The sequence below is a fragment of the Micromonospora sp. LOL_014 genome, from assembly GCF_048060245.1.
Lineage (GTDB): Bacteria > Actinomycetota > Actinomycetes > Mycobacteriales > Micromonosporaceae > Micromonospora_E.
Window position 1 is genome coordinate 25,238 of record NZ_JBHMIP010000007.1, and the last position, 24,452, is coordinate 49,689.

Here is a 24,452-nt window from a genome sequence, read left to right on the forward strand (position 1 = left end):
TCGTCCGTCTGGGACGCGACGACGATCCCAGCTTGAACGATCGTGTTCGATTCCTTGACACCCTAGATGCGGTCGCTAACACTTGGCCGCAACAAGAACGTAACGCACCGAACACACGCTTCATCGACTGCTCTGACGTGCCTTCTCCGCCCGCGCGGCACGTACTCCGCGCGGGGCCTTGACCGCGCGCACCACCAATCATGTTAGCGCGAACATCGCCAGCTGTATCGATAGGACAGCGGTCTGGTCCGACCACGCAACCGGTCCGATGTCCCGAACCCAGAAAGGCCAGATCTTGTCAAGGTCATCGTCGGACACCCGGTCGTTGCGTCGGTTGTCGATCGCCATGGTGGCCGTGGTGGCGGCGATGGTCGGCGCCGCAGTCGTCGCGTCGTCGCCAGCCACCGCCGCCACCAGCCAGCTCCGCGGCGTGAACTGGGCCGTGCTGGGTGACAACTTCAGCACCGGTCCGCTCATCGTGCACGGACTCAACTCATCCGACAGCAACGCGACGGTGCGGGCCAAGGCCAACGCCATCTACGACGACATGGCTGCCACCATGGGCGTCAACACCGTCCGGTTGCCGATCAACACCCACACGGTCGGGACGGCATGGTGGGAGGCCTACCGAGGGGCCATCGACGCCGCCACCGAACGCGGGTTCAAGGTCATCCTTGCCTACTGGGAGGACGGTGCCGCCTCCGGCGGCCGGATCACGAACCTCGCCGCGTGGAACGCGATGTGGTCGACGGTCACCAATACCTACGGGTCGAACCCGAACGTCTACTTCGAGCCGATGAACGAGCCGCACGGCTACAGCTCGGCGCAGTGGCGCGACGTCGCGGCCAACTGGTTGAGCTACCACTACTCGGCGGTGCCCAGCCGGGTGCTGATCGGCGGCACCGGCTACAGCCAGGACCTGCGGGACATCTGCAACGACAGCCGTTTCCACTCGACGCTGCTGTCCTTCCACCACTACGCCTTCTTCTACGGCGAGATGTCCTACGACGACTTCCGCAGCCACATCCAGACCCGCCTCGGCAACTGCGCCTCCCGGGCGGTCGCCACCGAGTTCGGCGCGCCGATGAACGACGGTCGCAACTACGCCAACCCGAACAGCACCGACAATTTCGTCCGCCACATCCGCGCCATGGCCCAGGTGATGCGCGACAACCAGATGGGCGGCACCTACTGGCCGGCGATCGGCGGCAAGCCCGGCAGCATCGGGTACGACTGGTACTCGATGTTCGCGCTCAGCGGCAGCGGTACCAGCCTGGACCTGACCGTCCGCAACCCGTCCGGCGCCGACCGGATCCGCTACGGCTGGGGCGACGCCGTCAGCGACGACCCCTCGACGCCGCCGACAGGGACGTTCTACCGCGTCACCGCGCGGCACAGCGGCAAGGCCATGGACGTCCAGCAGCCGAACACGGACAACGGTGCGCGGGTCGGTCAGTACACCTACAACGGCAACCCGTGGCAGCAGTGGCAGTTCCAGGACGCCGGCAGCGGCTACTGGCGCCTGATCAGCCGGCACAGCGGAAAGTGCCTCGACGTGGTGAGCGCGTCGACCGCCGACGGGGCTGACCTCATCCAGTACACCTGCGGCACCGGCGCCAACCAGCAGTTCCAGATGGTCACCAACGGCAGCTACTTCCAGCTGCGGGCGCGGCACAGCGGAAAATGTGTGGACGTGCCGGCTGCGTCGACCGCCGACGGCGTCGTCCTCACGCAGTGGTCGTGCCACACCGGCACCAACCAACAGTGGTCGCGTACACCCGTCTGACGGTCGCTAACCTGCTGGTCATGCGGACATCCGGCGACCGGCTCGACCTGGCCGTCGACCCGGCCAGGTCGACCGGGCGCATGCTGCTCGCCGACGGCGTCGAGCAGTCGTACGTGGATGTCTCCGATCCCGCGTACCTGCGCTTCGAGTACGTCCGCCGGATGGCCGCCGGGGCCGATCTCGCCGCGCCGGTCGGTGCTCCGCTGGACGTGCTGCACCTCGGCGGCGGTGCGCTGACGCTGCCCCGCTACGTCGCCGCCACCCGGCCCGGCTCGGCGCAGACCGTCGTCGAGCGGGATCCCGAAGTGGTCGCGCTGGTGGCGCGGGAGCTGCCGCCCCGGCCGGCCGGCGTCGAGGTCGTGGTCGCCGACGCGCGGGAGGCGGTCACCGCCGGGCCCGCCGACGCGTACGATCTGGTGCTCGCCGACATCTACCAGGCGGCCCGGATGCCGCCGCAGGTCACCACCGTCGGGTTCGCCGCCGAGGTCGCCCGGGTACTGCGACCTGACGGTATCTACCTGGTCAACGTCACCGACCTGCCACCGCTGGCCAGCACCCGGATGCAGGTGGCCACCCTGCGGGCGGTCTTCGCCGACGTCTGCGCCATCGCCGACCGGCGGATGCTGCGGGGCCGACGGTACGGCAACGTGGTACTCGCTGCGGCACGGGCGCCGGACCGCCTGCCGGTGGCGCGCCTGGTGGTGCGGGCGCTGCGCGACCCGGTGCCCGGCGGCGTGCTGCACGGACCGGCGCTGAACAGGTTTGTCGCCGGGGCCCGGCCCCGCACTGACGAACCGCAACGGTGAGGATACTCACCGAGCAGGGTCGCCAGTAGAAGGCCGCACCCGACGGGCCTACCACCCAGTCAGAGGTTCGCTGTCACCGCCCCTGCCCCAGCCGGGATTCGATGGCGGCGATGATCCGCGGGCGCAGCTCGGCGGCGCTGATGACGGCATCCACCGAGCCGACCTCGACCGCACGCTGGATGTCGTGGATCCGGTCGAACTCCGTGGCCACCTCGCCCAGCTTCTCCGCACGTACCGACGAGCGCAGCTCGTCGAGTTCAGCGGCCAACGCGGCGCGATCGGTGCCGGCTGCGGCGGCCGACCGCGCCTCCAGGTCCCGGATTCGCGGGTCGCGCGCGGTACGGGCGTCCACCTCGCCGGAGAACACCACTGCGGCGGCAGGAGCGCCACCGAGTACCGAGGCGAACGAACCTTCCAGCGCGAGCACGGTCATGGCGGAGTTCAACGCCTTCGAGAAGACCACGAACGCGCCGCCGTGGTACCGCGAGATCACACAGAACACGATCGGCCCACGGAAGTTCACGATTGCCCGGCCGATCTCGGCGCCGTACTCCAGCTGCAACTTGCGCATCGACTCGGGCGATCCGTCGAAGCCCGACAGGTTGGCCAGCACCACCAGCGGCCGGTTGCCGCTCGCCGCGTTGATCGCCCGCGCGGCCTTCTTTGACGACTGCGGGAACAGCGTGCCGGCGGTGTAGGTGTCCGGGCCGTCGGTGGGCGGGAAGCCACGCCGCGGCACCGTGCGCGACTCGATGCCGAGCAGGCAGGCGGGAATGCCGCCAAGGTGCACGTCCTGCACGACGGCGGTGTCAGCGTCGGCCATGCCCGCCCAGCGCTCCAGCACCGGGTGGTCCTGGTCGGCCAGCGCCCGCATCACGGTCCGGATGTCGAACGGCTTCTTGCGGTCCGGATTGGCCTCGGCCGAGAAGATCTCACCGACAGTGGTGAAGTCGCTGCCGGCCACCGTGTGCGGGAAGGTGGAGACGTCACGGTCGGCGGGGTCGGTGGTGCTCGCCCGCCGGGGCCCGGTTTCGCCCGGTACGACGTACGTGTGGTCGTAGTGGGCCAGCAGCACGTCCCGCGCGGCGGTCAGGCTCGGCGCCCAGTACTGCGCCTGCCCGTTCGGACCCATCACCCGGTCGTAGCCGCCGATGCCGAAGTTGTCCTCGGCGGACACCCCGCCGGAGAAGTCCAACGACTGCTTGCCGGTCAGCACCATCGCCGAGTCCGGCGTCATCACCAGGATGCCCTTGGTGTGCATGAGCATCGTCGCCTCAGCGTTCCAGTACGGCTGGGCGCCGACGTTGATGCCCGCGACCACGATGTTGATCTCACCACCGGCCTGGGTGAACTCGACGATCCGTTTGAGCGCGGCGGCCACCCAGTCCATGTTCTCGGTGCCCGACTCCATGGAGATCCGCGCCCCGGCGGACAACGCGTACCATTCAACCGGCACCCGCATCCGCTCGGCCAGGTCCAGGGCCGCGATGATCCGGCGGCACTCCGGCTCGGACAGGGCGCCGAGCGACTTCGTGGGATCACCGAACAGCACGACCCGGGTGACACCCTCTGGGTGACGGGCAGTGACCGTGCTGACCACACCGGCGACGATGGCCGCGCTGTTGCTCCCCTTCGGGCGGTCGACCGGCACCAACGCGTTGTCGTCGTCGAGGTCATGCTCGACGAAGTCGCCGAGCCGGCTGGTCAGTTCGTACGGGTACACCGTGTTGCGGCTGCTCGCCCGCAGCACCTTCAGCCGGTAGTCGTCCAGCACCTCGACCGGCTCGACCGGCGGCTCGCCGACGACCAGTTCGGCGCCGCCGGTGGCGTCGATGGCGATCCGTACCGCCGTCTTCCTCAACTCGCCGGTCGCCCGGTCGCGCCGCCGGCCGATGAACAGGATCTCCTCCAGCCCGGCACCCGCAGTCGTCGGGCGCATCCGCCCGGCGATCATCTCCATCTCCTGGCGGGTCAGATCGTTCGGCGGCCAGACGTAGACCACGATTCGGTTGGTGGTGAAGCGGGTCTTCGACGGTCTGCGCGACTGGGCCCGGCGGATAGAGTCAAGGCAGGCCGCGACGGTGTTCTCGGTGGTCGGTAGCGACACCAGACGTCCATCGTGGTCACGCAACTGAGTCAGGTCGCGTACCTGCGCGAACGCGACGAGACGCTGGTCCGACGGGTTCTCCCGCGCGACGCACTGGAAAAGGTAGACCTCCTCGTCCAGCGAGGGCAGCCGGGTCAGGTCGAACCCGCGCAGCCGCTCCAGCTGCATGCGCTGCGCGATGTACGGGTGCAGGCCGCGGATCAGCCGTTCCTCGACCATTCCCCGGCTCGATGGGCGGAACGTGAAGTGGTGGTGCATGACCGCACCGGCGCGGCCCGCGATGGTGGTGGTCACCCGGCGGACCTGGGGCGGTAGCGGGTGCGCGGCGACGACGTCGAGCAGCGCTGCCGCCATCGCGTCGAAGTCCTCCGGCTGGTTCTCCCAGGCAAGATAAATATCGGCATCGATGGACTCCCGGCCACTGGCAAGCTCGGCGAGCCCGTCGAGGGCAGTGCCCAGGGCATCGATGGCCACGGCGGCGGTGACCACGCTCGAGTCGGCCCGCTCGGCGACCACGAAGGTGCAGCCGGCGACCTGGTGGGTGTGGACCGCGGTGAGCCCTTTGTTGCCGTAGTACCGGCGGGTCAGCACCTCCAGCATGACCGCGTTGTCGAGGTGGTCACGCACGATCCGCTGGCCGAGTAGCCGGACCAGCGGTTCGGTGCTGCGGACCATGTCGGCGATGCGCTCGGCGCGATCCGGCGTGTCCGGATGGGCGTCCAGGTGACGCAGGTGCGCGCGGACCCGGGCGTAGACGGTGGCCCGGTTGCGGCGCAGCAACGGCTGGGCAAACCAGGCGAACACCACGCCTCGGGAAAGGTCGGCGATCACCGGGAAGCGGACCTGCGTGGCGGCGACCAGCCGCTCCAGGGCGAGACCGGCGGGCTCGTGCAACGACTGGCCGGGCGGCGGCTCCCGCAGCCACGCGCGCAGCAGTGTGGCGACGACTGTGGCGTCGGCGGCGGCACGCTGCAGTGCGAGGAAGATCCGGAATACAGCGGCCTCGAGATCGGCGGAGCGCTCCAGATCGGTGACGCCGTAGTGGCTGAGCGCCTTGGCGAGCTTGGCCTGGAAGGCGTCCGGCAGGCCGGCCCTTTCGACGTCGAGGCTCTGCAGGTAGGTGTGGAAGTACTCGCGGTCGCTGTGGACGTGCCCGTCACCGCCGTCGGCGTCGGTGGGCCGGTTGCGGCTCAGCTCGGCGAGGTCGGCGAAGACCCCGATGAGTTCGATCTCAGCGGCCAACGGCCGGTCGCCGTCCTCGGCGGCGGACCGGCGCGCGGCGAGATAGTCGTCGAGGACGCGACGGTCGTCGTGCGGGTCGACGTCGAAGCCGAGGAGCAGTCCGCGCAGACCCTCCTGGCCCCGACGGCACCGTTCGGCCGGCGGGAGTGCCCCGGACGCGGCTGGCATGTCCAGCTCGACGGGCGCCGACGACCCGGTCTCCGGACCGGCTGCCGCGTCGTCCGCGACCGGCTCCAACCTCAGCAGCGGTGCACCCGCCTCGACCTGGTTTCCGACCGACACGGCGGATTCCTTCAGGCGGGCCTTGAACGGTGCCCGCAGCACCGTCTCCATCTTCATGGCCTCGAGTACCAGCACCGGTGTGCCCGCTTCGACCTCGGCACCGACCGGCACCGGGGTGGCGACGACCAGGGCGGGCATCGGTGCGCGGAGCACGCCGCCCTCGTCGCGGCTGACCCGGTGAGTCACCCCGTCGACCTCGATCAGGTGCACCGGCCCGTGCGTTCCGGTGACCAGGCGGTGCCGGCTGCCGTTGACGACGATCTGCCCGGTGTGCCGGTCGAAACGGTCCAGCTCGACGTCGGCGCTGTGCACGACGTCTGCCACCTCGATGCCGACGCGGAACCGGTACGCGCCGGTACGCGCCACCCGTACCCGGTAGCCGACGCTGCGCAGCTTGAGGTCCACCGGCCGGCCGCTGGCGTGCTGCACCTGTGGACGTCCGCCGGACGCGGTGGCCAGCAATCGCTGCCGTTCGACGCGCTCGTCGGCCTCGTAGCCCTCGATCGCCGCAGCGGCGAGGGCGACGGCGACGTGCCGGTGCGCGACAAGCCGGCCTGCACCGCGGACCCGGTCGATCCACCCGGTGTCCGCGCTGGCGTCGATCACCTCGGGCTGATCGAGCAGGTCGATCACGAAGCTCTTGTTCGTCGCACCGCCCTCGATGATCACGGTGGTGTTCGCCATCGCCCGGCGCAGCCGGCCGAGCGCCTCGTCACGGTCCCGTCCGTATGCGATGATCTTGGCGATCATGGAGTCGAAGGCGGCGGGAATGGTGTCGCCCTCGCTGACCCCGGTGTCCACCCGGATCCCGGGCCCGGCGGGCAGGTCCAGCCGGGCGATCCGACCCGGCGAGGGCGCGAAGTCGCGGTCCGGGTCCTCGGCGTTGAGCCGGGCCTCGACGGCGTGCCCACGCTCCACCGGCGGGTCGCCCTCCAGCCGCCCGCCCGACGCCACGTGCAGCTGCGCCTTGACCAGGTCGAATCCGGTGGTGGACTCGGTGATCGGGTGCTCCACCTGCAGCCGGGTGTTGACCTCGAGGAACGCGAACATGCGGTCACCGGGATGGTAGAGGAACTCGACGGTCGCCGCGCCCTGGTAGCCGACCGCGACGGCGAGCCGTTCGGCCGACGCCTTGAGGTCGGCGGCCTGCGCCGGGCTGAGCACCGGCGACGCCGACTCCTCGATCACCTTCTGGTTGCGCCGCTGCACCGAGCAGTCCCGTACGCCGAGCGCCCAGGCGGTGCCCTGACCGTCGGCGATCACCTGAACCTCCACGTGCCGGGCACCGGTGACCAGCCGTTCCAGGAACACGACGCCGCTACCGAACGCGCGGGCGGCTTCCTGGCTGGTGCGCTCGTACGCGTCGACGAGCTCGGCCTCGTTGGTGATCACCCGGATGCCGCGCCCGCCGCCACCGGCGGTCGCCTTCAACATCAGCGGGTAGCCAATGCCACCCGCCGCCGCCAGGGCGGCCTCCAGGGTCTCGACCGCGCCCCGGCTCCAGGGGGCGACCGGCACGCCGACCTCCTCGGCGATCAGCTTCGCGCCGATCTTGTCGCCGAGCTGACGCATCGCGTGCGCGCTCGGTCCGACGAAGGTGACACCGGTCTTCTCGCACAGCTCCGCGAACGCCGGGGACTCGGCGACGAAGCCCCAGCCGACCCACGCCGCGTCGGCGCCGGTCGCCACCAGGGCGCGTTCCAGGACCGTCAGATCGAGGTACGGCCGGGCGGATGCCGGCCCGAGGTCGTAGGCGATGTCCGCTTCACGGACGAACGTCGCGGTACGGTCGACGTCGGTGTACAGGGCTACGGTCTCGATCCGCGCCCCGGTCTCGGCGGCCAGCTCCCGGACGGCGTGGATGAGCCGCATCGCGGCCTCACCACGGTTGACGATGGCAATGCGGCTGAACACCCGATCGGCCCTCCGGTACGCCTACGATCCACGCGTCGCTGATGCGACTCCGACAGGATCACCCTTACGCCTGCCGGCTGGAAACACCATAGGGCGTCCGACTAAGTAACGACCATGTCACTCAATGCGGTTTCCGTCGCCGATGCCGGTCGGCGTCTCGCCGATCCCTCAAGCCAGCGCGCTCGGCGCGGCGGTAGGTGCCGACGCGGTAGGTCCGACCTGGGGGGATGCCGGTACCGCGGCGACTTCGTCCGGGGTGGCTGCGCCGGTGGCCGCCGCGGCGGCCACCGGGACGTCGGCATCGCGCAACGGATGGTAGGGGCGGCACGACGCGCGGACCACCAGCTCCGTCGGCAGCCGCAGCAAGACCTTCTGAGCGATCAAGTCGAACTTCTGCTCACCCGCAGACGAAAGAACCGCAGAGGCCGTCGACGTCCGTCGAAGGACTGGCTGTCAGGTCGGTCGGCGGACTGTGCGCCCACCCGGCACACCCACACGAGACGGTAGAGTCGGCGGGCCAACCTGCGCCCCATCAGAAGGAGTGCCGATGGCCGCGCGTTTCGAAGAACTAGACTGGCGGCAAACCCCGATGGGTGAAATTAGCCTCCGGCGGCGGCGGGACCCGGTCGTGGACCGCGAGGTGTACGAGGTCAAACTGGGCGACGAGTACCTGATGTCGAGCCTGTTCACCGTCGCCGAGATCGAACTGGCCCGGCTTGCCCTGGCCGAGCTGTCCCGCGAAGACCTCGACGTCGTCGTCGGCGGGCTCGGCCTCGGCTACACCGCCCATGCCGTACTGCGGGATCGTCGGGTCCGGTCGATGATCGTCGTCGAAGCGCTGGCCGACGTCATCGGGTGGCACCAACGCGGTCTGGTGCCGGGTGGAGAGGCGCTGGTCGCGGATCCCCGGTGCAGGTTGGTGGCCGGAGACTTCTTCGCCCTGACTGCGGCGGCCGGCCCCGATCCGGCCGCACCTGGACGACGGTTCGACGCCGTCCTCGTCGACATCGACCACTCCCCCGGGCATGTCCTGCACCCGTCGCACGCCGCCTGCTACCGGCCGGACGGCCTACGGCGCCTGGCCAGCCACCTGCGGCCCGGCGGCGTATTCGCGCTGTGGTCCGACGACCCACCGGAAGCCGGGTTCACCGAAGCGCTCGGCCAGGTATTCCCGCAGGTCCGCACCGAGGTGGTCACGTTCCGCAACCCGCTGATCGGCAGCGACTCGGCCAACACCGTGTACCTGGCGCAGACCCAGGCACGGCCGCCGGACGAACCGGGTCAGCCGCCGCCCGGCTAAGCGGCGACCGGCAGAGCCGCCACCGGAATGCGCAGGTCGCGGACCTGCAGGGCGGCCGGTGTGCCGGTCGGGTCGGGATGGGCGCACGGGGTCGACGCAGTGGCCAACGCGGCACGGTCGTCCGCGCCGCTGATCTCGACCGCGACCTCGACGCACCCCTCGGTGGTCCGCAGGACGTTGCCGTACACGCTGTACACCTGGCTCGGCACTAGATAGGGATAGTCGAACCGACTGACGGCCCCGTCGGACGGACGGCTGACGGACAGCCGAATGGTGACCCCGGTCGGCACCCGCTCGGTGGAGACGAAGAGTGGCCAGGCCGCCTGGCATCGCTGGGAGTAACGCAGGGTGAGGCTGCCGTAGGGCGGCTGGGTCGGATCCCGGTCGGGAACCTGCACGGTGTGCGTGCTCACCGCGTCGAGGTGGCACTGTTCCTGCTGCGGGTCCGCGCCGTCCGCCGCCGGTGACCCGGCGGCCGAGGTCGCCACGGGTTCCTGCACCGCCCCGCCGAGCCGGTCGAGTACCGACGTCGGCACCAGGATCACCGCAGCGACGACAGCCGCGATCCCGCCGGTCGCCGCCAGCGCCCGGCGGGTGAGGTGCGGCTCGCGTACGGCGGGCCGGTCGGCTGGTGGCGTGGCACCGTTGATGAGTGCGTCGACCTGGCTCCACCGCTGCCGCCAGTTGTCCTCGTCTCCGTCACAGGCGCGGACGAACGCCAAGGTCAGCTCCAACGAGGGCAGCCGGGTTCCGGACAGCACACCGGACAGCGCGGTGTGCGAGTAGTGGGCCTTCTCCGCCATCTTGCGCAACGAGGGCTGCCCGGCGTCGCGTCGAAGCTGTTCCAGATCGGCGACGAAGGCACCGATCGGGCCGGCGGCGGAACCACGAGTGCCGGTGTGTCCATTCTGATCCGTCATGTCCTCTCCTGAACGCGTAAACCTGGTGTCAACAGCGGTCAAGCCAGTGCTTTACGAGCAGGTCCAGGTCAGTATCAGCCTCGACGCAGCTGCCCGTTGGATAGACACCAGCGAACAGCGTCTCACAGTCCGTACAGGACCATGTGCGCCTTCGGATCCTGACCGACCGGGCGTACCGGGCGACGGATGCCGTCTGTGGAGGCCTCCGGCATGGACGCGGTATCGGGTGGACGGGCAGTCCGCTCTACGACAGGAGGACCGCGTGTACCACCGCAAGCAGACTGAACCCGCCCGCCGACCGGTGCCCAGAACCCTCCCCCGAATCCTGCGGGGTGTCCTGGCGTCCCTCGTCGCATTGGTGATGGTCCTGGTCGGAGCCGCCGCGCCAGCGATCGCCGGGATCACCGGCTACCGGGTGACCGGCACCGGTGGTGCCGGGCTGATCGTGCGGACCAGCCCGCACGATGCCTCGGCACCGGCGGTCACCGTCCTCGCCGACGGCACGTATTTCACCGCCGAGTGCGCGGTACGCGGCCGCAACATCTACGGCAACAATGTCTGGCACCAGATCAGCGCGCCGGTGAACGGCTGGATCAGCGACTACTACACCACCACGCCCGGCTTCAACCAGTACCTGCCGGGCGAGCCGGAGTGCGGCTCCGGCACCCCACCGTCGACCGGCACCCGGGAGCAGCGCGCCCTCGCCTGGGCCCGGTCGGTCCTCGGACACACGCACACCAACGGCGACCTCGGCGACAGCAACCATCCCTGGGACGGCTGGTGCGACAACTTCGTCGGGCACGCGTACGGACGCGCCGCCAGCGGCTACGCCACCGCGCTGGTCCACTACAACGCGTTGTACCAGCGCGGCCTCATCCACACCACCGGCACACCGCCGCCCGGCGCCCTGGTCTTCTTCGCCGGAGCGCAGATCAACGGCTACGCCGGTCACGTGATGCTCTCCGAGGGCAACGGCAGTTACATCACCACCGCCCCCGCTATCCGGCAGGTCTCGCTCAGTTGGCCCGGCGCACCGTACCTCGGCTGGTCGTACGCGGACCCGGAGTGGCCGGGACGTTGACCACCGCGTCACCCGACCGCCACGTCACCCGTCGGAACTCAGTCCCCGCTCGTCGTTCCCAGGAAGGAACATGATGGATCCCGATCGTCTCCCGCCCACCTCCGCCGGCGGCCGTCGGCGCCGTCCTCGGCTGGCGCTGGGCCTCGCCTTGCTTTCCGTCGTCGGCGCGGTCGCTCTCGCGGTGCCCGGCACGGCCAGTGCCGCACCGGACAGCGGTGCCGTCGACGGAGCTGTCCCGGCCAGCGTCGGCGAGCCCGCCACCACGCCGGCACCGGACACCGTCAGCGTCAACGCCGTCGGTATCGACCTGTGCGCCCAGGTGGGGTACGCCGCCGGGTTCCGGGGCAGCCCACTGGTCACTGCGGTCGCGGTGGCCATGGCGGAGTCCTCGTGCAACCCGTCGGCGGTCGGCAGCAACGGCCCCACCGCCGGATGTCCCTACGGATCATTGGACCGCGGTCTCTGGCAGATCAACAACTGCTACCACCCCACCGTGACCGACGCCTGCGCCTACGACGCCCAGTGCAACGCGAACGCCGCGTACAACATCTCCAGCGGCGGCAGCAACTGGCAGCCGTGGTCGACCTACAACAGCGGCGTCTACGCCAACCACCTGTCCGCCGCGCAGGCGGCGGTGAACCGGCTCGGCGGCGGCACACCGGGCGGCGTAACCGGAACAATCCTGGCCAGCCCGTGGCTCAACGTCCGGGCCGGCCCCAGCACCACGTCCGCCGTCGTCGGATACACCTACTACGGCAGTACGGTGACCATTTCCTGCTACACCTTCGGTGAGTATGTCGGCGGCGGGTACTGGCCGTCATCGACGTGGGACCGGATCACCGATCCGGCCACCGGTGCCACCGGATTCGCCGCGGACACCTGGATCAACACCACCCAGGACGTCAAGAGCATGGTGCCGTCCTGCTGATCCGTCACGTCGGACGGCACCGGTGGGCCGGCCGTGTTGTCCCCCTGCCCCACACCCTACGCCGGGCCGACACCGGCGTGCCGCTGGCGGCACGGGACAACACGGCCGGCTGCCGTGAGACGCCGAAGGCAGCCGACCGGAGCAGGTCGCCGCGCGGCAGCGGACTGAACCCGCGCCGACCGACAATCCGGCCCCTTACGTTAGAGTCCGGTCGTCGACCTGCCACCACACACGGGCGGCGAAAGGAGAAGGACGTCAGGTGTCGGGAACAGCGGAAGCCCTACGACCGGTCACGGCGGAGGCAGCGCGGCGGCGTACCTTCGCGGTGATCTCCCACCCGGACGCGGGCAAGTCCACCACCACCGAGGCCCTTGCGTTGCACGCTCGGGCGATCAACTCCGCCGGCGCCGTGCACGGCAAGGGCGACCGCCGTGGTGTGGTTTCCGACTGGATGGCCCTGGAGCAGCAGCGCGGCATCTCGATCACCTCGGCGGCGCTGCAGTTCACCTACCGCGACACGGTGGTGAACCTGCTCGACACGCCCGGGCACGCGGACTTCTCCGAGGACACCTACCGGGTGCTGACCGCGGTCGACTGCGCGGTGATGCTGCTCGACGCCGCCAAAGGACTGGAGCCGCAGACGCTGAAGCTGTTCGAGGTGTGCCGCCACCGCCGGGTGCCGGTGATCACCTTCATCAACAAGTGGGACCGACCCGGGCTGGAGCCACTCGAACTGCTCGACGAGATCGAGCAACGGATCGGATTGCGCTGCACCCCACTGACCTGGCCGGTCGGTGTCGCGGGGCAGTTCCACGGGGTGGCCGACCGGCGCACCGGCCGGATGGTCGCGTTCACCCGCACCCCGGGCGGGGCGAGCGCCGTCATCGAGGAAACCCTCACCGCCGACGAGGCCAGCCGACGGTACGGCACCGACTGGACCCAGGCGGTCGAAGAGCTGGACCTGCTCGCCGCCACCGGCGCCGAACACGACCGGGCCGCGTTCGTCGCCGCGACCACCACGCCTGTGTTGTTCGGCGCTGCGGTCACCAACGCCGGCGTACGCCAGCTCCTCGACGTGCTGGTGGACACCGCCCCCGCGCCGACGGCTCGACCGGACACAACCGGCACCCCCCGCGAACTGGACGCGCCGTTCGCCGGATTCGTCTTCAAGACCCAGGCCAACATGAACCCGGCCCACCGTGACCAGGTAGCGTTCGTCCGGGTCTGCTCCGGCCGGTTCGAACGCGGCATGGTCGTCACCCACGCCGGCACCGGCCGTCCGTTCGCCACCAAGTACGCCCAGCAGGTCTTCGGCCGCGACCGGGACACCATCGACGAGGCGTACCCGGGCGACGTGGTCGGACTGGTCAACGCCACCGCGCTGAGCATCGGCGACAGCCTCTACGCGCCTGGGCCGGCGGTGACATTCCCACCGCTGCCGTCGTTCGCCCCCGAACACTTCGTCGCCATCCGGGCCACCGACGCGTCGAAGTTCAAACGGTTCCGCCGCGGCATCGAACAACTCGACGGTGAAGGCGTGGTCCAGGTGCTGCGATCGGACCGCCGGGGCGAGCAGTCCCCGGTGCTCGCTGCGGTCGGGCCGATGCAGTTCGAGGTCGCCACCCACCGACTGGCGACCGAGTTCGGGGTACCAACCGCAGTCGACCATCTGCCGTACACCCTCGCCCGGCGCACCGAAGCGGCGAGCGTGGCCGGGTTGAACGCCGCTCCCGGGGTCGAGGTGATGACCCGGGTGCGTGACGGGGAACTACTCGCCCTGTTCCCCGACAAGTGGCGGCTGTCCACCGTCCGCAACCGCGACCCCGACCTGGTGCTGGAACCGTTGCTCGCCGATGCCGGGAGCTGACCTTGCGCACCACGTCATGCGGCAGGCCGGGCCGGCGACCGCCGGGCGGTGACCAGGTACGTGCGAACCTCGGGGTAGACGGGTGGCGCGGGGTTCACATCTCCCCCTGCTGAAGCAGAGAGTCTCGACACAGTCCAGCAGACCGTGCAGCCGCTCCAGCTCCACATGGCGGCCGACGAAGTCCGCCACGACCGGCAGCAGGTCGGGCATTGCACCGGCCGATTGTCATCGGGCTGCTCCTCGGCGCGGCCGCGTCCGACAGCCGTCCACCATCGCTCGCAGCGTCTGCTCGACCCGCTCAGCACCGACCGTGACCGAGAACACCTTGTCGTAGTAGGACCGACCAGCCTGCCCGAGCAGCTCGAGCTTCTCGCGGCCCAGGTCGCACGCTTCGCGCAGGGCGGTTCGGATCGAGTCCGGATCCCCCGACCGGGCGACGAAGCCGGCGCCGCTGTCCTGGGCGGCCGTCGCGGCGTCGCCCTCGGCCGCGACGAGCAGCGCCCGACCTGCCGCAAGGATCGCCTGCACCTTGCTCGGCATCGTGTACGCCGACATTCCACCGGGGCGCAGGCTCACGTAGTGCACGTCGCCGGCGGCCATCAGTGCGGGCATCCGGTCGCGGGGCAGCCGGCCGAGAAACCGGACGTTGGAGGCACCTGCCCGCGCCGCCCGGGCACGCAGCCGGTCCTCGGTGGTGCCCGACCCGGCGATGAGACAGACCAGCCTCGGATCCTCGACCCGGGCACACGCGTCGATCAGCGGGTCGAGACCCTGTGCCTCACCGAGCGCCCCGGCGTACGACAGCACCACCTGGTCGGGACGGATCCCGAGCTCGGCGCGCAGATCCCGATGGCGAACCGGCGTCGCCTCGTCGGCCCACATCGGGATGTAGACCAGCTTCTCCGGCGGTACGCCCCGCCCGGCGAGCAGCCCGCCCGCGCCGGGCGAGACGTAGGCCACCCGATCCGCGCTGCGGTACATCGCTTCGCACCAACCGGCCATCCCCCGTGCGAGGCTCCGTGACAACGGTCCGCCACCGAGGAATCCGCTGGCCACCGCGCTGTCCGGCCAGATGTCCAGAACGTGCAGCAGGACCGGTACCCGGTGCATGTACCGGGCGTACCACATCGGCATCGCCACCGAGATCGGCGAGTTGCCGACCCAGAGTGCGTCGAGTCCGCGCAGCGCGTCGGCGCCGGAGATCAGCGCCGAGCCAGCGAACGAGCCGTAGTTGACCAGTCGCCGTGCGGCGGACCGGTCATGGCTGGGATAGAGCGCCACCCGACGGATCCGCACGTCGCCGTCCATCTCGTCGACCCGACGCGCCATCCGGTAGCCGGGTGTGAGCCGGCCGGTCGGATAGTTCGGAAAGCCGGTGACCACCCGTACCTCGTGTCCCCGTCGAGCGAGGGCGTGAGCGAGCCGACCGGGCAGCGCGGCCGGCCCCGGCTCGGGATCGAACCACTGGGTGAGCAGACCGATCAGCATGCAATACAACTACCAGCCATTGAGGAGTGTTTTGCTCTTTTTGCAGTTAATGATGACCCGGCCCCCGATCGCGGGTCGCCAGGAGCATCCGAGCCTTCCTCACCTTGCCGGAAATGACCTCTACGCCAGTTATGTAGCTATATCGTCACGTGCGACGACCTCCACCGTCCCTCAGGGTGGCCCGACGGGAGAAGCAAGACGGGGGCAGATGTGGTTTCCTCGCTATCGGACCGACGCTTCCTGGTCACCGGTGGCACCGGGTCCTTCGGTCAGACGATGGTTACCCGGTTGCTGGACGCCGGCGCCGAGGAGGTCCGGGTCTTCAGCCGCGACGAATCCAAACAGGACGCCATGCGGCACCGACTCGCCGACGAACGCGTCCGCTACTACGTGGGTGACATCCGAGACTACGACAGTGTACTCAAAGCCGTACGGGGCATGGAGTTCGTCTTCCACGCCGCCGCGCTCAAGCAGGTGCCGTCGTGTGAGTTCTTCCCACTCGAAGCGGTCCGGACCAACGTCCTTGGCAGCGCGCACCTGGTGGACGCGTGCGAACGGGTCGGGGTCGAGGCACTGGTGCTGCTCAGCACCGACAAGGCCATCTATCCGGTCAACGCGATGGGCATGACCAAGGCGCTGATGGAGAAGGTGGCACAGGCACACGCCCGGGACAACCTGACGGCCCGGACCCGAGTCTGCTGTGTGCGGTACGGCAACGTCATGTACTCGCGCGGCTCGGTCATCCCGCTGTTCATCGACCAGATCCGCCACGGTGGCCTGCCGACCGTCACCGAGCCGTCGATGACCCGGTTCCTGATGTCCCTGGCCCAGTCGGTCGACCTGGTGGAACACGCGTTCCGCAGCGGCCGGCAGGGCGATGTCTACATCCGCAAGGCCGACGCCTGCACCATCGGCGACCTGGCCACCGCATTGTGCAACCTGTTCGGCGTACCTGCCAAGTTCGACGTGCTCGGCATCCGGCACGGCGAAAAGATGTACGAGACGTTGGCCAGCCGCGAGGAGCTGTCCCACGCCGAGGACCTGGGTGAGTTCCTCCGGGTCCCGGTGGACAGCCGCGATCTCAACTACGCCCTCTACGTCGACGAGGGCGACATCGCCAGCGGCGGGCTCACCGACTTCAATTCGCACAACGCCCGACGGCTGACCGTGCCGGAGGTCGAGTCGCTGCTGCTCACCCTGCCGGAGGTGCGGGCGCACCTCGATGCCGCCGCTACTCCGGTCGGCGCGGCATGAGCGCCCATGCCGGCGATGGCGGGCGCCTGGAGCGGGTGCCACGGCGGCGGACCGACGGGCCGGTCCCCGCTCGACGGCGGGTCCTCATCGTTGGCGCCACCGGAATGCTCGGCCACGCCCTGTTGCGGGAGCTCAGCGCCGATCCGGAGCTCGACGCCCACGGCACCGCCCGCAACCTGGCCGACCGCGCCCGCCACTTCCCGGTGCCACTGGTCGACCGGATCACCGGCGACATCGACGCCACCCGGATCGACCAGGTCCACCGGATCGTCGACGAACTCCGGCCGGACGTGGTCGTGAACTGTGTCGGGGTGATCAAGCAACGCCCTGACGTACGGGACGTCACCCACACCGTCACCCTCAACGCTCTCTTCCCGCATCTGTTGGCGCGGACGTGCGGCCAATTCGGCAGCCGACTGATCCACATCAGCACCGACTGTGTCTTTTCCGGATGCCGGGGCGGCTACGTCGAGGACGACCTACCCGACCCACCGGACCTCTACGGACGGTCGAAGCTGCTGGGCGAGGTCGCCGGAGAGGGAGCGCTCACGCTGCGTACCTCGATCATTGGTCACGAGCTGACCGACAACCGGTCGTTGGTGGACTGGTTCTTGTCGCGTCCCGGTGGCGTCCGAGGCTGGACCGGGGCGATCTACACCGGCGTGACGACCGTCGAGTTCGCCCGGCTGCTACGGACCGTGGTGCTGCCCCGGACCGATCTCGCCGGGCTGTACCACCTGGCCGCCGAGCCGATCTCGAAGTACGACCTGCTCCGGTTGATCGCCGAGGTGTACCGGTGGCCGGGCGACATCGTGCCAGACGACGGGTTCGTCTGTGACCGGTCGATGCGCGCCGACCGGCTGGCCGACGCCACCGGCTACCGTCCGCCCTCCTGGCCGGACATGGTCCGGTCGATGCACGCCGCCCGCGCCCGCTGGACAGATGCCCTGCCCGAGGCGGACCGGCAGCGCCTCGTGGTCTGACGCGCCGGACCGACAGCCAGACCGCTAGGGGTGACCCGGCCGACCGCAAGCCGAAGGACGACACGTGGTAGACCGAATGAGTCGACTGACCGTGCTGGTCGGCGCGGCAGTCCTGCTGGGGGTCACGACCATCCTCGCGGTACGGAATCCGCTGGTCGCCTCGGCCGCCGTTGCGCTGCTCGTCATGCTCATCTGCGCATTCCAGATGGATGGCTGGCGATGGCTGCTGACCCTGACGTTGGCGCTGCTGGTCGGCGCGTCGTCCGATGTAGAGGCGTTGGTCGACGCCAGCTTCTATCCACGGTACGTGGCCGTCGGCGGCCTGGTCGTCTGGACGCTGTGCCTCCGCCGATCCGCCGCTGCCGGGCCGACGAAGCCGTGGACCGGTGTCCTCATCGGGTCGCTGTGGGTACTTGCCGGTCTCGCCACGCTCAGCGCGGTCTGGTCGATCGCTCCGTTTGATTCCTTCCAGCGTGGCCTGGCCCTGCTGCTGCTGGCCGGGCTGGTCCACCTGCTGGCTCAGCGGCGGTGGCCGGACCGGACGGTCATGATGGCCGACCTGCGGATGGTCTACCTGGTACTGGCCGTGTCCGTCATGATCAGCATCGGCTACGGAACGACCAACGGCACGCTGGCGACCGCGTTGTCCGGCAGTTCCCGGTTCCAGGGACTGTTCAGCAATCCCAACATGCTCGGCATGGTCTGCGCGTTGACCGTGCCGCTCGGCTGGGCGGTCTACCGGGAGAGCGGGCGACGTGCCGAACTGCTCGGCATCGTGCCGGCGGCCGGCGCACTCGTATTGTCCCAGTCCCGCACCGGACTGGTCGCCGTACTCGTCGGCGCGCTCTGGGTGGTGCTACGACATGGAATCGGTACCCTGACCCGGGTCGCCGTCGGCGCGACCGCAGCCCTGCTGGCCGGGTACCTGTCCGGTCTGTTGCCGTCCGTCTTCGCCGCGTCCTGGATGCAACAGTTCGTCGGCCGGTTCACTCAGAGTGACCTGTCCAACGGCCGGATTCGGCTGTGGCACATGACGGTCGACCTGTGGTGGGAGAACCATCCGGCGCTCGGCTACGGGTACGCGTCGCGCAACCATCTCTACGAGCTGGCCAGCTACGACGAACTGCGCGGCTTCAACGTCGGGCTGGTGCACAACAGCTACCTGCAGATGATGCTGGAGCTCGGGCTGGTGGCCGCAGTGCCGCTACTGCTCACCGTGCTCGCCGCCGGGTGGGCCGCCGTTCGGGCTCCGGTGAACCGGGCGAACTCGGGTCTGGTCTGGCTCATCGTCACCGGCCTGCTGATCCAGGTCACCGAATCGGCGATGTTCGGTACCGGTCAGACGTACCCGTACGTGTTCTGGCTCGCCGTGGTCGCCGTCCTGCTGCACCTGCCAGCCCGGCGACGGGCCGGAAACCACCGGGCGGCGGCGGACGCCCCACCGCCGTGGCACCGGCCTGGCCCGTCGCGGTGGCCAGCACCGTCGGCTGAACCGGACAGGTCTCCCCACCGGGGGCGGACCCCGGTCCTGCGGTAGTGGTCAGTCCCGGCCCTCGATCGGGACGACGAACTCACTGACCCGCTCCGACCAGGCCCGGTGGTCGAACGAACTGCGGGCCCGCGACCGCGCCGCCTGGCTCATCGCCGCCCACTGCTCGTCACGCAGCCGCAACGCGCGCTGCACCGCCAGCCGGACGTCGTCCGGACCGTTGCCGTCGAGCACCAGCCCTTCGGCGCCGTCACGCACGTAGTCGGCCAGGTCACTGGTGTGGTTGAGCAACACCGGGCACCCCGCAGCGAGACTCTCCGGCACCTTGGACGGGAAGCCGTTCGCCGCGTAGCCGCCGGTGGGCCGCACCAGCATGGCGAAGTGCGACTCGGCCAGCAGGTTCAACACTGTCGCCCGGGGTACCCGGCCGAGGAACACCACCTCGGCGTGGACCGCATCAAGCACCGCCGGGTCCAGGTCGGACAGGTTCGCCGCGTCGTCGCGGGTGATCCCGGCAATGGTCAGCCGGACCCGCCGCTGGTCCTGCGGTGCCAGTCGGCCGATCCCCGCGACGATCACGTGGAGCATGTCCTTGCGGCCCGGCGTACCCGCGTACAGCAGACGCAGGCCGGCGTCGAGCGACGGCGGCCGTGGTGGCGCGAACTCGTCGCAGTCCACCTGCGGTGGCACCACCAGCACGGCCCCGCCCCGCCGCTCGAAGTGCCGGGCCAAGGTGGTGGAGACCGCGGTGAACCGGTCGACGAGCCTGGCTGCCAGGAACGTCGACCACCGGTGGCGCACGAAGTAGGGATCAGACCAGCCGCGCCGAAACTGTCGCCGGTCGTGGCGTTCGCTGGCGTCGACCACGATCGGGCAGCGCAGCCCGAGACGCAGCACCGCCCAGTTGCCGAGCGTCATCATGGCCATCGGCAGCAGGACCACGGAGACGTCGCCGCGGCCGACGCCACGGCGGCGCAACGCCCGCAGCACGCGGACCGGACGGGCCAGCCGGGCCCACATCCGGCTGACGTGGTTGGCTCCCCTGGTCCACAAGGTGATCAGTTCGACGCCGCTGGCCCGCGGCCCGTCCGGCGGGAACGGCAGTTCGCAAGGCCAGTCGTTGACCACCAGTGTCGGCCCGGCGGCGCCGGCGGCGCAGCGAGCGAGTTGCAGCAGCCGGTTCGAGGTGGCGTCGCCGTACGGGAACGCGTACGCGCCGATCAGCAGCGGTCGTGGCCGACGTCGCCGACCTGCCGGCCGGTCACCGGGTCGTGGTCCGTGCTCGACCGTCGTGGTCTGCTCGGTCATCGGACTCCTTCCGTGCAGGGCCGGACGCGGGCCGGACGCCGTCGGTAGATCGCCAGGTGGGTTTCAGCCGCAGCGTCGATCGCGAACGCGCTGTGGGCGAAGCGCTCGCCAGCGGCCGCAGGGGTGGTCGCGGCGGTGTACGCGACCGCGACGAGTGCCGCCTCCGCCCAGTCCGCCGCCGACGCCCCGGGATCGACGATCACGACGCCGGGTAGCCGCTCGTCGATGAACCGCACGCCGGGCAGGTCACAGGCCACCGTGCCGATACCCAGCGCGACCGGCTCCAGCACCCCGCCGGGCAACCCTTCCAGGCTGGACGGATGGATGACCAGGTCGGCCTGTGTCAGCAGGCCGCCCACGTCGTCCCGAGGCCCGAGCAGATGCACCCGGTCGGTCACCCCGGCGGCGTCCGCCGCGGCCCGCACCCGGGCGTCGTCGGCAGGATCACCCGGCCCGACGAGTACGGCGTGCGCGGAGACCCCCCGGTCACGCAACGCGGCCAGGATCGGCGGCAGCAGCCAGCGGCGCTTCTCCGCCGAGGCCCGTCCCACGCTGACGCAGACGACATCGGCGATGCCCGCTCCGATCATCGCGCGCAGGTCGTCGATCGACGGTTGACGCAGGCGGTCCAGGTCGAGCCCGTTGAGCACCACCTGGCAGCGTGGATCGTCCGGCCAGGCCCGATGGAAGCCGAAGGTGAGCGAGCCGGGCGACACGCCCAGGACGTCGGTGGCGAAGATCCGCAGCAGCCGCCCACCGAGCCACCGGAGGATCCGGCGGCGCAGGCTCCTCGGCGCGTTGTCGTCCCCTCGAAAGTGCGCGACCCGTCCGGGCACCCCGGCGACCGCAGCGAGGGCGAGCAGCACGCCGGAGAAGTTGGCGCAGTCGGCGTGCACCACGTCGGGCCGTAGCTGGCGTAGCAGACGGTGGAACCGGACCGGGAACCACGTACCGAGCGGTACGGCGGTCACCGAGCCGCCGTACCGCTCGACCGTCCCGGCCAACGGCCCCGGCCCGACGCGGTGGCTGAGCGTGACCAGGTGCATCTCGGTTCCGCCACGGACGAGCCGTGGCAGTAGTTCCGCGGTACGCGTTTCGGTGCCGCCGAAGTTCAGTTCGCCCACCACCCGCAGGACGCGGCGGCGGGCCACGCCCGGCGGTGGGGCGGCCATCGGCGGGGCCGCCGCCCTATTGCCGGGCGGGTCCGGATGGTCACGGACGTCGCCCTGGTCAACCACCAACTCGGACACCGGTCCCCCTTTCGTCGGCTGTCGGCCGGAGCGCCGTGCCACCGCCAGTGCGCGGGTCGGGCGCTGCAAGGTCGGGCGCTGCAGGCGACGGGCCGGCGCGTCGGCCGGCCCGGTCCACTGCCCGCCGGTAGCCGATCACCGCAGCGGGCCAGATGGTGAGCAGGTACGCCATGCAGGCCGCCAGCGGCACGGCCACCAGACCGAGCTGATGCAGCCCCCAGATCTTCAGGCCGGTCGCCAGGACCAGGAACGCGGCCCAGCCGACCGCCTGCGGCCGGAGCAGACCGGCGCTGTTCTGCACCAGGATCAGCGGCGAGCTGACCGCGACAAGGAAGGACCAGCAGGCAAGTCCGGCGAGGACCGGCACCGGAACCGCAGCCCGGTCGATGCCGCCTACCCACAACTCGATCAACGGGTGCCCCCAGCCGACCAGGGCCGCACCCGCCGTCCCGACCACCGCTGCGTAGAGCAACACCATCCGTCGGGTGTGCCGGCGTACCCAGGCCACCTCACCACGGGCCAACGCCGCACCGTTCACCGGCCAGACGGTCATGCCGACCAGGCCGACGAAGATCGAGAGCACGCCGAAGAGCTTCACCGCGACGGCGTAGTGCGCGGCCACGGGGAGTCCGAGGATGTTCGCCACCAGCGGGCTGTCGATGTTGATCGCGATCGACGACATCGTGGTGAGCGCGAAGAACCGCAGGCCGAGCCGGAGCAGGCCGGCTGCGGTCGCCCGGTCGACCAGCCTGGGGCCGGGGCGCTTGGCCGGCTGTTGGACGCCGAAGTAGACCACGGTGTTGACCAGGTTGACGGCGGGCACCGCCAGCACCGCGCAGGCGATCACCGCCAGCGGATCCCATCTACCGCCGATGGCGCACAGCACAGCCACCATGGCGGCCAGCGAGCCCGCCGACTGCCAGACGCTGCTCTGCACGACCTGACCGTCGGCATACTGGATCCGTTGGATCAGCGACAGCGGGATGTTGCCGGCGAACGCCCCGAACGACAGCAGGACCACCGTCGACGTCTCGGCGGCGATGCCCGGATCGGTCACCCCGAGGAGCCGGTCCCAGGGCACCAGCGGATTGACCACGAACAAGCCGCCGAGCAGGGCGATGGCGACCGTGCCGACAGTGGCGAACGCGCTGGAAATCTCCCTGGCTTGCTGCCCTACGTCGGTACCCAGCCGGCTGAGCCGGGTGAGCAGCCCGTTGCCCAGGCCCAGGTCAGCGAACCAGGCCATCCCGGTGAGCGCGGTGACCGCCATCCACAGCCCGTACCGCTGGTCGCCGAGGTACTGGAAGCAGGCCGGGGTGATGACCAGCGGGGCCGCCATACCGGTCGCCTTCGCCGCCATTGCCGCGGCGATGCCGGACCGCACGGCACGGTCACGATCCCGGTCACGGCCGTCCGGTCCGGTCCGGTCGGCGGCCCCGGTCACCGGGTCGCGACGGGCTCGACGGCCAGCCGACGGGCCATCCACTCGACGGTCGCCCGTAGACCGTCCCGACGGTCGACCGGGCTGACGCCGGGGAAGAGCGCCCGCAACGTGGCGGTGTCGGCGAGGGAGTGCGCGACGTCGCCGGGGCGCGGCGGCGCGTGCTCGCGGTCGATGCGCCGGCCGAGCAGTCCGGCGAGGTCGTCGAGGACCTCCAGCAGGCTGGCCCGCGCGCCGAAGGCAAGGTTGACCGGGTGCGGGTGGCACACCCGGCGCCGCAGTGCGTCCAGGATGACCGCGCACACCGTGCCGACGTAGGTGAAGTCCCGGGACTGGGTGCCGTCGCCGTGCACCAGGGCTGGCTCGCCCCGCAGCGCGGCGTGGACGAACCGGGGGATGACCGCCGCGTAGGCGTGGTCGTGCCGTTGCCCGGGGCCGTAGACGTTGAAGAACCGCAGCGCCAGCGTGGGCAGCCCGAACGACGCCTGGTGGGCCAGGGCGTACGCCTCGGTGGCGAGCTTGCTCGCCGCGTACGGGCTCATCGGCCGGGTCCAGGTCAGCTCGGTCTTCGGCAGCGCCGGGTTGATGCCGTACACCGACGAGGAGGAGGCGACCAGCAGGTGGGCCACGTCGTGCCGGCGGGCCGCCTCCAGCACCAGCAGGGTCCCGGTCGCGTTCGCGTGGTGGGAGGCCACCGGGTCGCGTAGCGACCGGGGCACGCTGGGCAGGGCGGCCAGGTGGACCACGGCCTCCCGGCCGGCCATCGCGGCGTCCAGTGCGGCCGGATCCAGGATCGACCCCTCGACGACCTCGACGTCCAGCCCGGTGAGGTTGTCGCGCAGCCCGACCGACAGGTCGTCCAGGACGGTGACCTCCTTGACCGCCGGCTCGACCAGTGCGGCGCGGGCCAGGTTGGAGCCGATGAAGCCGGCACCGCCAGTGATCAGAATGCGCATGGACAACTCCTCGCAGTGCCGCCCGGTCACTTGTACATCGCGCCGACTCA

At 70.4% G+C, this 24,452-nt stretch carries 17 protein-coding genes; 9 read left to right on the forward strand and 8 right to left on the reverse strand.

Annotated elements, in window-relative coordinates; genetic code table 11:
• Positions 1-295 precede the first annotated feature (295 nt).
• On the forward strand, positions 296-1,786 hold the full coding sequence (locus tag ACFHW1_RS08145; RefSeq protein WP_416615178.1) for an RICIN domain-containing protein: 1,491 nt from the start codon (positions 296-298) through the stop codon (positions 1,784-1,786).
• Positions 1,787-1,806: 20 nt separating this feature from the next.
• Positions 1,807-2,592 (forward strand): spermidine synthase, encoded by a 786-nt coding sequence (locus ACFHW1_RS08150; protein ID WP_416567663.1) that lies wholly within the window; start codon positions 1,807-1,809, stop codon positions 2,590-2,592.
• A 73-nt stretch (positions 2,593-2,665) separates the two neighbouring features.
• Here the strand turns inward: ACFHW1_RS08150 and ACFHW1_RS08155 are convergent, their stop codons facing one another.
• Together ACFHW1_RS08155 and ACFHW1_RS08160 are read right to left on the reverse strand one after the other, a co-directional pair.
• The gene (locus ACFHW1_RS08155; RefSeq protein WP_416553192.1) at positions 2,666-8,137 is read right to left on the reverse strand and encodes a carboxyl transferase domain-containing protein; all 5,472 of its coding nucleotides are present in this window, start codon (positions 8,135-8,137) and stop codon (positions 2,666-2,668) included.
• A gap of 168 nt (positions 8,138-8,305) precedes the next feature.
• Entirely contained in the window at positions 8,306-8,521 is a 216-nt protein-coding gene (locus tag ACFHW1_RS08160) for a hypothetical protein (RefSeq protein ID WP_416553194.1), read from the reverse strand.
• Positions 8,522-8,726: 205 nt separating this feature from the next.
• Here ACFHW1_RS08160 and ACFHW1_RS08165 point away from each other — a divergent pair, with 205 nt between their 5' ends.
• Positions 8,727-9,437 (forward strand): spermidine synthase, encoded by a 711-nt coding sequence (locus ACFHW1_RS08165; protein WP_416567664.1) that lies wholly within the window; start codon positions 8,727-8,729, stop codon positions 9,435-9,437.
• On the opposite strand, the gene ACFHW1_RS08170 is transcribed toward ACFHW1_RS08165, so the two are convergent.
• Positions 9,434-10,357 (reverse strand): DUF2690 domain-containing protein, encoded by a 924-nt coding sequence (locus ACFHW1_RS08170; protein ID WP_416553198.1) that lies wholly within the window; start codon positions 10,355-10,357, stop codon positions 9,434-9,436. The two genes, ACFHW1_RS08165 and ACFHW1_RS08170, sit on opposite strands and share 4 nt — an antisense overlap.
• A 262-nt stretch (positions 10,358-10,619) precedes the next feature.
• Between ACFHW1_RS08170 and ACFHW1_RS08175 the strand changes: the two genes are divergently transcribed.
• From ACFHW1_RS08175 to ACFHW1_RS08185, 3 genes are all read left to right on the forward strand, one after another.
• Positions 10,620-11,438, forward strand: coding sequence for a hypothetical protein (locus ACFHW1_RS08175; RefSeq protein ID WP_416567665.1), 819 nt, complete (start codon positions 10,620-10,622; stop codon positions 11,436-11,438).
• A gap of 73 nt (positions 11,439-11,511) precedes the next feature.
• Positions 11,512-12,366: a transglycosylase SLT domain-containing protein gene (locus ACFHW1_RS08180; protein ID WP_416615180.1), complete on the forward strand. Its 855-nt coding sequence runs from the start codon at positions 11,512-11,514 to the stop codon at positions 12,364-12,366.
• A 259-nt stretch (positions 12,367-12,625) separates the two neighbouring features.
• Positions 12,626-14,233: a peptide chain release factor 3 gene (locus ACFHW1_RS08185; RefSeq protein WP_416553204.1), complete on the forward strand. Its 1,608-nt coding sequence runs from the start codon at positions 12,626-12,628 to the stop codon at positions 14,231-14,233.
• Positions 14,234-14,458: 225 nt separating this feature from the next.
• Here ACFHW1_RS08185 and ACFHW1_RS08190 read toward each other — a convergent pair whose 3' ends face one another.
• Positions 14,459-15,721 carry a glycosyltransferase family 4 protein gene (locus ACFHW1_RS08190; RefSeq protein WP_416553206.1) on the reverse strand — a complete coding sequence of 421 codons (1,263 nt, stop codon included), beginning with the start codon at positions 15,719-15,721 and terminating at the stop codon, positions 14,459-14,461.
• A gap of 210 nt (positions 15,722-15,931) precedes the next feature.
• Here ACFHW1_RS08190 and ACFHW1_RS08195 point away from each other — a divergent pair, with 210 nt between their 5' ends.
• From ACFHW1_RS08195 to ACFHW1_RS08205, 3 genes are all read left to right on the forward strand, one after another.
• Positions 15,932-16,975 (forward strand): polysaccharide biosynthesis protein, encoded by a 1,044-nt coding sequence (locus ACFHW1_RS08195; protein ID WP_416615182.1) that lies wholly within the window; start codon positions 15,932-15,934, stop codon positions 16,973-16,975.
• On the forward strand, positions 16,972-17,958 hold the full coding sequence (locus ACFHW1_RS08200) for a dTDP-4-dehydrorhamnose reductase family protein (protein WP_416615183.1): 987 nt from the start codon (positions 16,972-16,974) through the stop codon (positions 17,956-17,958). Before ACFHW1_RS08195 ends, ACFHW1_RS08200 begins: the two co-directional genes overlap by 4 nt.
• Positions 17,959-18,034: 76 nt before the next feature.
• Complete coding sequence (locus ACFHW1_RS08205; RefSeq protein WP_416615184.1) at positions 18,035-19,495, forward strand: O-antigen ligase family protein; 1,461 nt, start codon at positions 18,035-18,037, stop codon at positions 19,493-19,495.
• 3 nt (positions 19,496-19,498) lie between these two features.
• Here ACFHW1_RS08205 and ACFHW1_RS08210 read toward each other — a convergent pair whose 3' ends face one another.
• Genes ACFHW1_RS08210 through ACFHW1_RS08225 form a run of 4 tightly spaced genes read right to left on the reverse strand, consistent with a single transcriptional unit; the run spans position 19,499 to position 24,402 of the window.
• Positions 19,499-20,755: a glycosyltransferase family 4 protein gene (locus ACFHW1_RS08210; RefSeq protein ID WP_416553214.1), complete on the reverse strand. Its 1,257-nt coding sequence runs from the start codon at positions 20,753-20,755 to the stop codon at positions 19,499-19,501.
• On the reverse strand, positions 20,752-22,005 hold the full coding sequence (locus ACFHW1_RS08215; RefSeq protein ID WP_416553216.1) for a glycosyltransferase: 1,254 nt from the start codon (positions 22,003-22,005) through the stop codon (positions 20,752-20,754). The genes ACFHW1_RS08210 and ACFHW1_RS08215 overlap by 4 nt, the downstream gene beginning before the upstream one ends.
• A complete protein-coding gene (locus tag ACFHW1_RS08220; protein WP_416553218.1) occupies positions 21,986-23,389 on the reverse strand; it encodes a lipopolysaccharide biosynthesis protein in 1,404 nt (467 codons plus the stop codon). Before ACFHW1_RS08220 ends, ACFHW1_RS08215 begins: the two co-directional genes overlap by 20 nt.
• A 56-nt stretch (positions 23,390-23,445) precedes the next feature.
• Positions 23,446-24,402, reverse strand: coding sequence for an NAD-dependent epimerase/dehydratase family protein (locus ACFHW1_RS08225; RefSeq protein ID WP_416567668.1), 957 nt, complete (start codon positions 24,400-24,402; stop codon positions 23,446-23,448).
• Positions 24,403-24,452 lie beyond the last annotated feature (50 nt).

Coding starts and splice junctions, on each gene's coding strand:
- ACFHW1_RS08150 (WP_416567663.1), top strand. CDS start 1,807: ATGCGGACATCCGGCGACCGGCTCGACCTGGCCGTCGACCCGGCCAGG.
- ACFHW1_RS08165 (WP_416567664.1), top strand. CDS start 8,727: ATGGGTGAAATTAGCCTCCGGCGGCGGCGGGACCCGGTCGTGGACCGC.
- ACFHW1_RS08170 (WP_416553198.1), bottom strand. CDS start 10,357: ATGACGGATCAGAATGGACACACCGGCACTCGTGGTTCCGCCGCCGGC.
- ACFHW1_RS08180 (WP_416615180.1), top strand. CDS start 11,512: ATGGATCCCGATCGTCTCCCGCCCACCTCCGCCGGCGGCCGTCGGCGC.
- ACFHW1_RS08190 (WP_416553206.1), bottom strand. CDS start 15,721: ATGCTGATCGGTCTGCTCACCCAGTGGTTCGATCCCGAGCCGGGGCCG.
- ACFHW1_RS08200 (WP_416615183.1), top strand. CDS start 16,972: ATGAGCGCCCATGCCGGCGATGGCGGGCGCCTGGAGCGGGTGCCACGG.
- ACFHW1_RS08205 (WP_416615184.1), top strand. CDS start 18,035: ATGAGTCGACTGACCGTGCTGGTCGGCGCGGCAGTCCTGCTGGGGGTC.
- ACFHW1_RS08210 (WP_416553214.1), bottom strand. CDS start 20,755: ATGACCGAGCAGACCACGACGGTCGAGCACGGACCACGACCCGGTGAC.
- ACFHW1_RS08225 (WP_416567668.1), bottom strand. CDS start 24,402: ATGCGCATTCTGATCACTGGCGGTGCCGGCTTCATCGGCTCCAACCTG.